Raw genomic sequence first — 11,654 nt, forward strand, 5'->3', positions numbered from 1 at the left:
AAGTGCGCGATTAGAATTGCGAGGTTTAAATTAAGTTATTTAGAATAAATATCATCATGGGATAAATCTTATTTTATTCTGAATGTCATTGAACGCCTTCCTGGCTTTGGGTTTTTGATATAGATTCATTCCATCCCAAATGCAGAAAAATACTACAATCATTGGAAATACGGCATAACCTGTTTGTGAAAATCACAGGGTGTGCCAGTAAACCTTTGCTTCGAATTCAGGCTGAAATCGTTTACATCCGCAGAGTTTCGCACCAGGTTTAATCGGAATTTTCCTGAATTCATTCAAAGAATCCTGACGGGAGTCTCATTTTTCGGACCAGTTTGGTTTGAAGTTATTAATTTAAGTCAGGCCCACTGAGCGCTTGTTAATTCATTTCAAGGACGTTGTACCGAAAGGCAGTTGCTGTAAGTAATACTAAGGATCAGTCGATGAAATTGAGCGTAATGTCTAATGCCGCCTGGATGATGTCTGAGAAGATCGTCTCGGTGTTTGGCGTCATATTTGTGACCTCCTACGTGGCGAAGTCATTTGGCCCGACCATATTCGGTCAGATGGCGTTTTCAACCTCGTTGTTCTCGATGGTACAGACCGTAGCGATTTTCGGTACCGAAACCATCCTGTTCAAACGCATCAGCAAAAGTGCGCCGAAAGGCCTGCGGCTGATGGCGGTGGCCCGCACCATGCGGTTGGTCTTGTTGTTGCTGACCTCCATCCCGGTGTTGATTTGGGTGTGGTACAACATGCAGGAAAATTTCCTCGCATTTGCCCTGGCCTCGTTTATCTCCTCCGTTTTTGTGACGCAGGATACGTTCAGCGTTTATAACAATGCGCGTCTGGCTTCCCGACTCAATACCGTGGCCAACTCGGTCGGCCTGCTCTTGGGCTTTACCCTGAGTTTCGCCATTGCCTGGCTGCATCTCAATCCCTTGTGGCTGACGCTGTCGATTGTCATGGTCACGCTGGTGCCGTACGTCATTAAACGGTCTAACTTTTACCGCGAAAACCAGGACATGGCGCCACCGCAGGAGAAGCGCAATACCTACCTGCGTTATCTGCTGTACGCCGGTTTACCGTTGGCAATTTCCAGCATCTTCATTTCCGTGCAGGTTAAGGCGGCCCAGATGTTTCTGGCGGGTATAGCCTCCGCTCGCGATCTCGGCCTGTTTGCTGCCGCCAATACCATTTCGGCGTCCTGGATATTCATTCCGGTTGCCATCATCACTTCCTGCTTCTCGGAGATCTTCCGGGAGCGCGGAGCAGCCGCCATCAAGCTCACTGCGCGGCTGAACGGCTATGTCATGGGTGTTTCATTGTTGTTGTTAGCGGTGATCGCGCTGTATGGCGAGCAAATCATCATCGCTTTGTATGGTCACGAGTACACACAGTCAGGGAGTCTCATTACGTTACTGTCGTTAGCAACCTGCTTTTCGGCAATGGGGACCGTAGCGTATCGCTACATGGTGAAAGAGGGCGGATTTAACTATCTGCTGAAGAAGATCATCTGCCTGATGGTGATCAGTCTGCCGCTGTCGTGGTGGCTGATCCAGGGCTACGGCATCATGGGTGCCGCCTGGAGCGTCTTCATCTCTGAACTTCTGTCCCTCACCGTAATGAATTACTTCTTCAATAACGGCGTCATTCAGAAGATTCAAGTTTCCTCACTCAACTACAAAACCTACAAATGAGGTCCGATATGCTCAAGTTGAAAGATGAACTCAGAAGAAGTGTCCAGTACTTCATCAAGAAGATGCCCTGGGCTTACCAGGACCGCATCTATTACTTTCATAAATTCCGCAAACTGCCCAATTTGCGTCAACCGAAAGTGTTTAATGAGAAGGTGCTGTACCGGAAATTCGTTTTTGGCGATTACCAAATCTATGGCCGCCTGTCGGATAAATATTCGGTGCGCGAATACATCGCCGAGAAAGTGGGCAGCGAATACCTGATCCCATTGGTGTATGAGACCAGCGACCCGCACTCGCTGCATACGCTGCCGAGTTGGAAGAACACGGTAATTAAGCCCAATCACGGCTCCAATATGGTGGAAATCCTGCTGGAAGAGCCGGATGCGCTGAAGAAGCAGAAAATTATCAGTGACTGCCATCGCTGGTTGAAGACCGACTTTGCCAATGAAGCGCGTGAGATTCACTATCGCTACATCAAGCCGCGTATCCTGGTGGAGCAGTACATTGGTGATGGCAAAACTGCGCCGATTGATTACAAGTTTCACATGTTCAACAAGCGTGACGGCAGCTTTGAATATGTGCTGCAGGTGATTTACAACCGATGTAACCCGTTACTGTCGATGAATTTTTATGTGAACAACCTCAATGAGGCGTACCACAAAATTCGCGATACCGGGCTGGATGTGAATCCACAAATGGCGCAGTTACAGCACGCATTAGCGCTCAGTAAAACCCTGGCGAGCGATTTTGATTATGTGCGTGTGGACTGGTATATCGATGGTGATCGGATTTACTTTGGCGAGCTGACGTTTACGCCAGGTGCCGGGTTGGTAACCGGGTTGGACCGTGGATTAAACCAGATGATGGGTGATATGTGGATTCAAGACCGCCGCGGTACGCAGATACCGGGTGTGACGGTGCCGGAAGTCGCTATTCCAGCCGTACTGAAGAAAATTTGAGTATCACACAGCAAAATAAAAAACCCCGCTTAGCGGGGTTTTTTATTGGCTGCGATTAAGGCATCGGCCAATCAGCAGGCGTCTGGCTCATCACTTCAACGAAGGCGTTTTTGGAGATTTCCATGAAGTTGTGCAGATTTTCCATGCTCAGGGTAATGCCGAGCAGGCCGGTGACAAACCAGCATGACATGCCTACACCAATACCGCCGCACATCAGTGCCATCACGTGGTGACTGTTCTGACGCAGTTTAATTTTCATGGTGCTGGCAAAGAACATCATGATGGCGCTGAGCAGCTCCCAACGCATGACGATTAAACTGGTGGTTAACGTAGCCATCTGCAAAAACCTCTTCAAATCAGTAATATCCCTGACATTGATTGGACATCACTGGCGGCAGAGAAGGAGGGTCAGGGAGGCCCTTCTGGCCGTCTTACGCGGGGGTAAATCTGTGACTTGGGTCACATTATATCACCCGATTTGAAATTTTGAACAAAATTTATACCTGGTATGGTAGAAAGATTTTTATCGAAGCGGGGGAGATGACAGAGGCAAAGCGGGAAGGTGCGCCCGTGAAGGGCGCGCAGAATGTCACTGAACCGGGCAGCACTCGCCGGTTGTGCGCTGGGCAAAGCTGTTCATGTTTTCACTGCAATCGAAACTCAGCAGACGCGGACGCTGAATCATCGCCTGACGGCGCATGGTGTGACGATAGGCGGTCGGCGTCTGGGAAAACTGACGGCGGAACACGCGCGAAAAAGTTTGCTGTGAATCGTAACCGTATTGCATCGCGATATCGAACACTGGACGCTGAGTCTGGCGTAACGCTTCAGCGGCCAGAGTCAGGCGGCGCTCACGAATATAGCCACCCAGCGTTTGTTTCGTCACGGTACGGAACATACGCTGCAGGTGCCATTTTGAGTAGCCGGATTTTGCTGCCACTTCGTCGATCGACAGGGCCTTATCCAGATTTTCATCGATCCAGTGTGTCAGTGAATGAATGATTTCCTGTTGCATCATAGCCTCATCCTTCTGAAAGGTTTATCGGGTTTGAAATTCGAAGTTTTGATGGGGTGCGAGTATAATTCCTCAAGTTAACTTGAGGTAAAGGCCTTAAATGAAAAAAGAACGCAATTACCCAAAACCGGTGTTAACGCCGGGTGAAGTGGCGAAACGTAGCGGCGTGGCCGTTTCCGCGCTGCACTTTTATGAAACCAAAGGTTTAATTTTCAGTTCGCGCAATGGCGGCAATCAACGGCGTTACAGCCGCGATGTGCTGCGCCGTGTGGCGATTATCAAGATTGCGCAGCGCATCGGTATTCCGCTGGCCACTGTCAGCGACAGTTTGATGCATGTACCAGCCAACAAGCGTATGTCGACGCAGGAGTGGGATGCGCTGACGCAGCACTGGCGTGAAGAGCTGGATAAGCGTATCGAAACCCTGACGCGCCTGCGCAACGATTTGGATGGGTGTATTGGCTGTGGCTGCTTATCGATGCGCGATTGTCCACTGCGTAATCCCGGTGACCGTCTGGCGCAGCAAGGTTCGGGAGCGGTGTTACTCGACCCTGAACAGGACGAGCATAAAGGTTAATCCGCTATACTTGCCGGGAGACTTTGACCGGCAAGGAAAACCGCATGATTACTGTTCACCATCTGGAAAATTCCCGTTCGCATCGCGTGTTGTGGCTGCTGGAAGAGCTGTCGGTGCCGTATCAAATTAAGCGTTATCAGCGCGAGGACACGCTGCTGGCGCCGGATTCATTAAAGAAGATTCATCCGCTGGGTAAGTCGCCGGTGATTACTGATGGCAATCGGGTGATCGCCGAGTCAGGGGCGATTCTGGCGTATCTGCAGCAGAAATATGATAGAGAGCATTTGTTCGCCATCACGGATGAGGATGAACAGATTCAGGCGCGTTACTGGCTGCATTACGCAGAAGGGTCGCTGATGCCATTGCTGGTAATGAAGCTGGTGTTTGGGCAACTCGGGAAGAAGCCGGTGCCGTGGATTTTACGTCCGGCAGGCGTGGCGTTGAGCAAAGGGATTCAGAAGGCCTGGTTGAACAAGCAGCTAAAACTGCACAGTGGCGTGATTGAGCAGCATCTTAGCCAGCATCGTTATTTCGCCGGGTCACGGTTTAGCATCGCCGATGTGCAGATGAGTTTCCCGCTGCTGGCGTTGCAAGTGCGGGGATCGTTGAAAGAGATGCCGGCCACCGCACGCTGGCTGGAATCGATGCAGCAACGTGCTGCCTGGCAACGCGCGATTGAGCAGGGCGGGGCGATTACGTTTAGTTAGTTTGTCGCTGCAGTGCTGTGGGTTGGGTGCTGTGAGTTGGGTACTATAGGTTGAGTACTGTGGGTTAGTCGTTGTGGGTTGGGTGCTGTGGATTATCGCTGTGAGTTGGGTGTCATGCCCAGCAAAGGCCCGCCCGATCGCAAAGGAATAACGCATCCATGCAGATCGGCCGCGCCGTCCATGGCGCGGACGCTTTGCTCTTCGGGCGGGCCTTTGCTGGGCCTCAAGTTAATTATCGCTTCATGAGGCATCCACCTCTTACCATCGGTGCAGTTGGGGAGGAAAACTGTGCGATGAATGAAAAATATCGATATTTTCCAGCCAGTTCCGACCCCTTAAGTTTCGCCAAAAGCAGTGTAACCACGTTGTTAACCCGCGCCAGTCTGCGCTTTATCCTGCCTGATAATCGATTAGTAGTTGAAAACCCCATAGCAAACGCCAGATAATCGTTTGCCTTTTTCCGTGTCCCCCTTTTACGACCTGGAATACGCGGCCACGTAAACGTTTGCCTCTTTTCTCTTTGAGAACCTTCACCAGGATGATGCGCAAACGCGGGCCGTGGGGCTCATTACATCTTAAAAAACGCAGAGGATTTACTATGTCTGGCGACTCACGCCCGGCCAGTGGAAAACTGGACGCCTGGTTCAACATCTCGGCACGCGGCAGCAGCGTGCGTCAGGAAATTTTGGCGGGGCTAACCACCTTTTTAGCCATGGTTTACTCCGTCATTGTCGTACCGGGTATGCTGGGTAAAGCCGGCTTCTCGCCGACTGCCGTGTTTGTAGCGACCTGCCTGGTCGCCAGCTTTGGTTCGATCATCATGGGATTGTGGGCCAACCTGCCCATGGCGATCGGCTGTGCGATTTCCCTGACCGCCTTCACCGCGTTTAGCCTGGTGCTGGGCCAGCACATTAGCGTCCCGGTTGCCCTTGGCGCGGTATTCCTGATGGGCTTGCTGTTCACGTTGATTTCGGTCACCGGGATTCGCGCCTGGATTTTGCGTAACCTGCCGATGGGCGTGGCGCACGGCACGGGAGTCGGTATTGGCTTGTTCCTGCTGCTGATTGCGGCCGATGGTATTGGCCTGGTTGTGAAGAACCCAGCGCCGGGCTTGCCGGTGGCACTCGGCCACTTCACCTCGTTCCCGGTGATTATGGCGCTGATCGGGCTGGCGGCCATCTTTGGTCTGGAAAAACGTCGTGTGCCAGGCGGAATTTTGCTGACCATCGTAGCGATTTCTGTGGTGGGTCTGATCTTTGATCCGGCTGTCACCTATCAGGGGCTATTCGCTATGCCGAGCCTAAAGGATGCCAACGGCCAATCCGCGATGTTTAGTCTCGATATCATGGGTGCGCTGCAACCGGTGGTGCTGCCAAGTGTGCTGGCGCTGGTGATGACCGCGGTATTTGATGCCACCGGCACCATTCGTGCAGTGGCGGGCCAGGCGAATCTGCTGGATAAAAACGGCCAGATCATTAACGGTGGCCGCGCGTTGACCACCGACTCCGTCAGCAGCCTGTTTGCCGGTTTAGTCGGTGCTTCGCCTGCGGCGGTGTATATCGAATCTGCAGCCGGAACGGCTGCGGGCGGTAAAACTGGCCTGACAGCGATTGTCGTCGGTCTGTTGTTCCTGTTGATTCTGTTTATGTCCCCACTGGCCTATCTGGTTCCGGCCTACGCGACGGCGCCAGCGTTGATGTACGTTGGCCTGCTGATGCTGAGCAACGTGGCGAAGATTGACTTCAATGACTTTGTCGATGCGATGTCGGGTTTGGTCACTGCCGTGTTCATCGTCCTGACTTGCAACATCGTGACTGGCATCATGCTCGGCTTCGGCTCGTTGGTGATTGGCCGCCTCTTTGCGGGTGAATGGCGCAGGCTGAACGTGGGCACCGTGGTGATTGCTGTTGCACTGGTGGCCTTCTACGCGGGTGGTTGGGCCATCTGACTTTTGAACGCGCTTATTTCCAGATAAGTCTCTTTCTGGTTCACGCCGCACGCAGGGTTGCCCCTTTGTGCGGCGTTTTGTTTTACACTTTCCTGCGCAACAACATCGCTTTAATGAAATTGATTCGCCTAAGGAAAGCATGGAAATCTTCTTTACTATTCTCATCATGACGCTGGTGGTGTCACTCTCCGGCGTGGCGGCGCGCATATTGCCGTTCCAAATTCCCCTGCCGTTGGTGCAGATTGCCGCTGGTGCATTGCTGGCCGTGCCGAGCTTTGGCCTGCATGTCGATTTTGACCCCGAACTGTTCCTCGTGCTGTTTATTCCGCCGCTGCTGTTTGCCGATGGCTGGAAAACGCCGATTAACGAATTCCTGCACCACGGACGCGAAATCATGGGCCTGGCACTGGTGCTGGTGCTGATTACCGTGGTCGGAATTGGTTATCTGATTTACTGGCTGGTGCCGGGTATTCCGCTGATCCCTGCTTTCGCGCTGGCTGCGGTGCTGTCACCTACCGATGCCGTGGCGCTCTCCGGCATTGTCGGGGAAGGGCGCATCCCGAAAAAGATCATGTCGATTGTGCAGGGCGAAGCCCTGATGAACGACGCATCCGGCCTGGTATCACTGAAGTTTGCGGTCGCGGTGGCGATGGGCACCATGGTGTTTACCTGGGGTGGCGCCAGCGTGGAGTTCCTCAAAGTGGCGATCGGCGGTCTGGTCGCGGGTGTGGCGGTATGCTGGCTATATGGCCGTTCGCTGCGTCTGCTGAGCCGCTGGAGCGGTGACGATCCGGCGACGCAAACCGTGCTACTGCTGCTGCTGCCTTTCGCCTCTTATCTGATTGCTGAGCATCTGGGCGTGTCAGGTATCCTCGCGGCAGTTGCGGCGGGTATGACCATCACGCGCTCTGGCATTATCCGCCAGGCACCGCTGGCGATGCGTTTACGTGCGAATAGCGTATGGCAGATGCTGGAGTTTGTGTTTAACGGCATGGTGTTCCTGATGCTGGGCCTGCAACTGCCGGACATTCTGGAAACTTCCGTCGCGCAAGCCAATGCCGATCCGAACGTCGAGCTGTGGATGCTGTTCACCGATGTTGCCCTGGTGTATGTCGCCTTGATGATTGTGCGCTTTGGCTGGTTGTGGATGATGCAACGTGCCAGTTTGCGTTTCCTGAAGAAGAAGCCGCTGGAATTCTCAAACTACTCATTCCGTGAGTTGCTCATCGCCTCTTTTGCCGGTGTGCGTGGTGCCATTACATTGGCCGGTGTGCTGTCGATTCCGCTGTTTCTTAGCAATGGCGAACCGTTCCCGGCGCGCTATGAGCTGGTGTTTATTGCCACCGGCGTGATTCTGTTCTCGCTGTTTGTCGGGGTGATTCTGCTGCCGATATTGTTACGCGGTATGGAAAGCACCGATAAATCGGGACATCGCCGTGAAATCCAGTATGCGCGTGCGGCAATGGCCAATGTGGCGATTGAGAGCCTGCACAAAATGGAGCAGCGACTGGAAAACGATGCAGAAGAGAATATCGATCCGGAACTGTTGAAAGAGGTCAGTTTGCGTGTGATTGGCAATCTGCGCCGCCGCGTGGTGGGCAAAGATGAGGTGGATCAGGCGCTGTTTGCCGAAAACCTGGAGCGTCGTTTCCGCCTCAATGCCCTGCGTGCCGAGCGCGCCGAGGTTTACCATCTGCGCGCGACGCAGGAGATCTCCAACGAGACGATGCAGAAGCTGTTGCGCGATCTCGACCTGCTGGAAGCGTTGTTGATTGAGAAAGAGGAGTAAGCACAGCTCAACAGCTAGCATATAGCGCCGCTACACCGATAACCGTGGCGGCGCGTCCGGCCAATGCTCGCGGCAGCAATCGATCCACGCCTGCGCACTGCGCGACAGATAGCTGCCTTCGCGCCAGATCAAACCCAGACTCCACTGCAACTCCGATTCCAGTGGCAACCACAGCAGCGATTGCTTATCCAGCCGCTGGCAAATCGGCTCGGGTAAAATTGCCAGCCCCATTTCGGCTTGTACCATTGCTGCCAGGAAATCCCACTGCGCGCTGCGCACCGCAATCTCCGGCGTCAGCCCCTGACGCTGAAATGCCTTCATCAACTGACGATTAAGCGAGAACTCTTCATTCAGGATCAGCAGTGGATGAGCCGCCAGTTCCTTGAGACCCAGGCTGCTGCGATTGAGCCACTGCGCGCTGCGCGGCAGCAGCACGCACAAAGGATGACGCATCAGTTCCAGCGTATTGAGCGGCAAATCCGCATCGACCGGCAGCGCAGTGAGGGCGATATCCAGCCCGCCGTTCAGCACGGCCTGCTGCACCGTTAAGCCGCCGGATTCGACAATCTTCAATTGCACACCCGGATAGCGGCGGCGAAACGCGGAGATCGAACCGGCGATCTGCATCCCGACCATCGGCGGGATGCCCAGCCGCAGTTCACCGGTTTTCAATTCATTGATATCGCCAATCTGCGCTTCCAATTGATGAAACTCCTGCAAAATCGCCAGCCCGCGCTGATACACCGCCTGACCGCTGTCGGTGAGATGCAGCTTGCGTCCCTCACGCAGCAGCAGCGTGCAGCCGAGTTCTTCCTCTAACTGGCGCAGCATTTTGCTAATGGTAGGTTGCGTGACAAACAGCTTCTCAGCGGCACGGGTGAAACTTTGCTGGCGTACCACCTCGGTGAAATAGCGTAGGGCGCGGACGTCCATCAAGCATTCCTTTTTGGCATAGTTTGAATAATTTTAATTCATTTCTTTCACAGTTTGACGCGGATTTATACTAAGCCCAACGTTTAATTCTGGGGAGAAGGAAAATGGCGCTTGCATTGAGTCCGCGCAGAACGGACATCCTGCAACGTGTTTTTGTGCCATTGCAGTTGGTGCTGTATATCGGCCTGTTTATGGCCAGCGACAAACTGGTGAGCTGGCTGCATTTGCCGCTGCCTGCCAATGTGGTGGGAATGGTACTGCTGTTGCTATTGATCATGACACGCGTGGTGCCGCTGCGTTGGGTGAAAGCCGGGGCCAACTGGCTGCTGGCGGAAATGCTGCTGTTCTTTATTCCTGCGGTGGTGGCGGTGGTCAATTATAGCGATTTGCTGCGCAGTGAAGGCTGGCGCATCTGTGTGGTGATTGCGGTGAGTACCTTATTAGTGCTGGCGGCGACCTCGCTGGTGGTGGATCGTCTGTACCGCTTCGAACTGGCGCGTGCAGCGCGTAAGCAGGCGCATCATGGCTGATTTCATCATTAGCCTGCTGTGTCTGGCGCTGACGCTGCTGGTCTATTACGTCAACAAACGCCTCTATCGCCGCAAACAGACATTGCTGCTGATGCCGCTGGTAATGACGCCGGTGGTGCTGGTGGCGCTGCTACTGCTGACACACGTCAGCTGGAAGGATTACATTGCCGAGAGTCATTGGCTGATCTGGCTGCTGGGCCCGGCAACGCTGGCGTTTGCGGTGCCGGTGTATGAGAACCTGGAGATCATCAAGCGCCACTGGCTATCGCTGAGTGTCGGCGTGTTAACCGCCACGCTGGTGGCGGTGTGCAGTTCGGTATGGCTGGCGCGACTGCTGATGCTGCCGGAAACCATCCAGCGCAGCCTCGCGGTGCGCTCGATTACTACGCCATTTGCACTGGCGGCTGCACTGCCGATTGGCGGCCAGCCGGATTTGGTGGCGCTGTTTGTGGTGATAACCGGGGTGTTTGGCATGGCAGTAGGCGATGTGCTGTTTCTGCGTATCGCCATCAAGCAGGGCGTGGCAAAAGGTGCCGGATTTGGTGCTGCGTCGCACGGTGCGGGAACGGCTCGCGCTTATCAATTAGGTCAGCAAGAGGGCGTGGTATCGAGCCTGGTGATGATGCTGTCAGGCGTGGTGACGGTGATTCTGGCACCGCTGTTGAGCCACTTGTTATGGGCGGCCTGATGGTCGCTTTTTGCGCACTGTCATCGATTTTTACGTAAAGGTTTCCAAATAAAGTTGTCTCCTGCTGCCAGGCTGTTACCCTTTGCGCCGACTTATTTGTCCTTCATGGAGTGGAATCATATGTTTAAGCAACTTGTTACTGGAAGCGTATTGGGTCTGGCACTGCTGAGCAGCGGCGCGCAGGCAATTGAGGGCAGTGTTGACGTGGGTGAGCATAGCACCAACCTGAACCTTGGCCTCGGCACCACCTCTCCTGGCCTGTTCTTGAAAGGCAACTGGCTGCGCAGCGATCACGATGGCAGCACCTACGGTCTGGGTGCGGGCTACAACATCGATTTTGGCGACTTCCGCATTGCCCCTACCGCCAAAGCACTGTTCACCCATCCGGAAGATGGTCGTGATGGCTTCACCGTGGCTGTAGGTGCCGGTGCACAGTACAACTTCAACAGTATGTGGGGCCTGTACGGCGAATACTACTACGCGCCGGAAGCGTTCTCCGATCGGCTGGACAGCTACAAAGAAGCGTCTGGTGGTCTGAGCTTCACCCCGATTTCTCTGCTGAATCTGCGTGTGGGTTATCAGTACATCGAGTTGAACAACAAAGGCGATCGCAAAGACAACGTGCTGGTCGATGGCCCATACGTGGGCGCGTCACTGCGTTTTTGATGATGAAACCCGATGCACCTGATGGCGCGTCGGATTCATCATCGCACAAATTGAATGCCGCCCATTTGGGCGTAATGCCGATCAGTTAAGACAAAAATGATCGGTTGAATGATCCGGCAGTTCTGCAAAAATCCGTAATCTCTCA

General features: G+C 53.9%; 13 protein-coding genes. 10 read left to right on the forward strand and 3 right to left on the reverse strand.

The window, feature by feature from the left end:
- The first annotated feature begins 440 nt into the window (after positions 1–440).
- Together QMZ65_RS20955 and QMZ65_RS20960 are read left to right on the forward strand one after the other, a co-directional pair.
- A complete protein-coding gene (locus QMZ65_RS20955; RefSeq protein WP_058960083.1) occupies positions 441–1,697 on the forward strand; it encodes an oligosaccharide flippase family protein in 1,257 nt (418 codons plus the stop codon).
- Positions 1,698–1,705: 8 nt separating this feature from the next.
- Positions 1,706–2,656, forward strand: a complete 951-nt coding sequence (locus QMZ65_RS20960; protein ID WP_034826903.1) for an ATP-grasp fold amidoligase family protein — start codon at positions 1,706–1,708, stop codon at positions 2,654–2,656.
- Positions 2,657–2,711: 55 nt separating this feature from the next.
- Here QMZ65_RS20960 and QMZ65_RS20965 read toward each other — a convergent pair whose 3' ends face one another.
- A complete protein-coding gene (locus QMZ65_RS20965; RefSeq protein WP_034826901.1) occupies positions 2,712–2,993 on the reverse strand; it encodes a YjcB family protein in 282 nt (93 codons plus the stop codon).
- Between the two features lie 252 nt (positions 2,994–3,245).
- Complete coding sequence (gene soxS, locus QMZ65_RS20970) at positions 3,246–3,674, reverse strand: superoxide response transcriptional regulator SoxS (RefSeq protein WP_034826899.1); 429 nt, start codon at positions 3,672–3,674, stop codon at positions 3,246–3,248.
- A gap of 97 nt (positions 3,675–3,771) precedes the next feature.
- Between soxS and soxR the strand changes: the two genes are divergently transcribed.
- The 5 genes from soxR (at position 3,772) to QMZ65_RS20995 (ending at position 8,692) form a co-directional block, all read left to right on the forward strand.
- The gene (gene soxR / locus QMZ65_RS20975; protein ID WP_034826898.1) at positions 3,772–4,248 is read left to right on the forward strand and encodes a redox-sensitive transcriptional activator SoxR; all 477 of its coding nucleotides are present in this window, start codon (positions 3,772–3,774) and stop codon (positions 4,246–4,248) included.
- A gap of 44 nt (positions 4,249–4,292) precedes the next feature.
- On the forward strand, positions 4,293–4,955 hold the full coding sequence (locus QMZ65_RS20980) for a glutathione S-transferase family protein (RefSeq protein ID WP_283216622.1): 663 nt from the start codon (positions 4,293–4,295) through the stop codon (positions 4,953–4,955).
- A 158-nt stretch (positions 4,956–5,113) separates the two neighbouring features.
- Entirely contained in the window at positions 5,114–5,401 is a 288-nt protein-coding gene (locus tag QMZ65_RS20985; protein ID WP_058960085.1) for a hypothetical protein, read from the forward strand.
- Between the two features lie 152 nt (positions 5,402–5,553).
- Positions 5,554–6,903: an NCS2 family permease gene (locus tag QMZ65_RS20990; protein ID WP_058960086.1), complete on the forward strand. Its 1,350-nt coding sequence runs from the start codon at positions 5,554–5,556 to the stop codon at positions 6,901–6,903.
- Between the two features lie 139 nt (positions 6,904–7,042).
- Positions 7,043–8,692 (forward strand): Na+/H+ antiporter, encoded by a 1,650-nt coding sequence (locus QMZ65_RS20995; protein ID WP_097118961.1) that lies wholly within the window; start codon positions 7,043–7,045, stop codon positions 8,690–8,692.
- Between the two features lie 30 nt (positions 8,693–8,722).
- Here QMZ65_RS20995 and QMZ65_RS21000 read toward each other — a convergent pair whose 3' ends face one another.
- Positions 8,723–9,625 carry a LysR family transcriptional regulator gene (locus QMZ65_RS21000; RefSeq protein WP_058960088.1) on the reverse strand — a complete coding sequence of 301 codons (903 nt, stop codon included), beginning with the start codon at positions 9,623–9,625 and terminating at the stop codon, positions 8,723–8,725.
- Between the two features lie 104 nt (positions 9,626–9,729).
- Here QMZ65_RS21000 and QMZ65_RS21005 point away from each other — a divergent pair, with 104 nt between their 5' ends.
- The 3 genes from QMZ65_RS21005 (at position 9,730) to QMZ65_RS21015 (ending at position 11,509) form a co-directional block, all read left to right on the forward strand.
- Positions 9,730–10,155 carry a CidA/LrgA family protein gene (locus tag QMZ65_RS21005; protein WP_034826883.1) on the forward strand — a complete coding sequence of 142 codons (426 nt, stop codon included), beginning with the start codon at positions 9,730–9,732 and terminating at the stop codon, positions 10,153–10,155.
- A complete protein-coding gene (locus tag QMZ65_RS21010) occupies positions 10,148–10,843 on the forward strand; it encodes an LrgB family protein (protein WP_034826881.1) in 696 nt (231 codons plus the stop codon). Before QMZ65_RS21005 ends, QMZ65_RS21010 begins: the two co-directional genes overlap by 8 nt.
- A 120-nt stretch (positions 10,844–10,963) precedes the next feature.
- Positions 10,964–11,509: a YfaZ family outer membrane protein gene (locus tag QMZ65_RS21015; protein ID WP_034826879.1), complete on the forward strand. Its 546-nt coding sequence runs from the start codon at positions 10,964–10,966 to the stop codon at positions 11,507–11,509.
- The last annotated feature ends 145 nt before the right edge of the window (positions 11,510–11,654 follow it).

Origin of the sequence: Pantoea sp. EABMAA-21 (assembly GCF_030053335.1) — a bacterium.
Taxonomy (GTDB): domain Bacteria; phylum Pseudomonadota; class Gammaproteobacteria; order Enterobacterales; family Enterobacteriaceae; genus Pantoea; species Pantoea communis.

Excerpts from the sequence above, each read along its gene's own strand:
- QMZ65_RS20995 (WP_097118961.1), top strand. The coding sequence starts at position 7,043 with ATGGAAATCTTCTTTACTATTCTCATCATGACGCTGGTGGTGTCACTC.
- QMZ65_RS21010 (WP_034826881.1), top strand. The coding sequence starts at position 10,148 with ATGGCTGATTTCATCATTAGCCTGCTGTGTCTGGCGCTGACGCTGCTG.
- QMZ65_RS20955 (WP_058960083.1), top strand. The coding sequence starts at position 441 with ATGAAATTGAGCGTAATGTCTAATGCCGCCTGGATGATGTCTGAGAAG.
- QMZ65_RS20990 (WP_058960086.1), top strand. The coding sequence starts at position 5,554 with ATGTCTGGCGACTCACGCCCGGCCAGTGGAAAACTGGACGCCTGGTTC.
- QMZ65_RS20965 (WP_034826901.1), bottom strand. The coding sequence starts at position 2,993 with ATGGCTACGTTAACCACCAGTTTAATCGTCATGCGTTGGGAGCTGCTC.
- QMZ65_RS21015 (WP_034826879.1), top strand. The coding sequence starts at position 10,964 with ATGTTTAAGCAACTTGTTACTGGAAGCGTATTGGGTCTGGCACTGCTG.
- QMZ65_RS20960 (WP_034826903.1), top strand. The coding sequence starts at position 1,706 with ATGCTCAAGTTGAAAGATGAACTCAGAAGAAGTGTCCAGTACTTCATC.
- QMZ65_RS21005 (WP_034826883.1), top strand. The coding sequence starts at position 9,730 with ATGGCGCTTGCATTGAGTCCGCGCAGAACGGACATCCTGCAACGTGTT.
- QMZ65_RS20985 (WP_058960085.1), top strand. The coding sequence starts at position 5,114 with ATGCAGATCGGCCGCGCCGTCCATGGCGCGGACGCTTTGCTCTTCGGG.
- QMZ65_RS21000 (WP_058960088.1), bottom strand. The coding sequence starts at position 9,625 with ATGGACGTCCGCGCCCTACGCTATTTCACCGAGGTGGTACGCCAGCAA.
- soxS (WP_034826899.1), bottom strand. The coding sequence starts at position 3,674 with ATGATGCAACAGGAAATCATTCATTCACTGACACACTGGATCGATGAA.
- QMZ65_RS20980 (WP_283216622.1), top strand. The coding sequence starts at position 4,293 with ATGATTACTGTTCACCATCTGGAAAATTCCCGTTCGCATCGCGTGTTG.
- soxR (WP_034826898.1), top strand. The coding sequence starts at position 3,772 with ATGAAAAAAGAACGCAATTACCCAAAACCGGTGTTAACGCCGGGTGAA.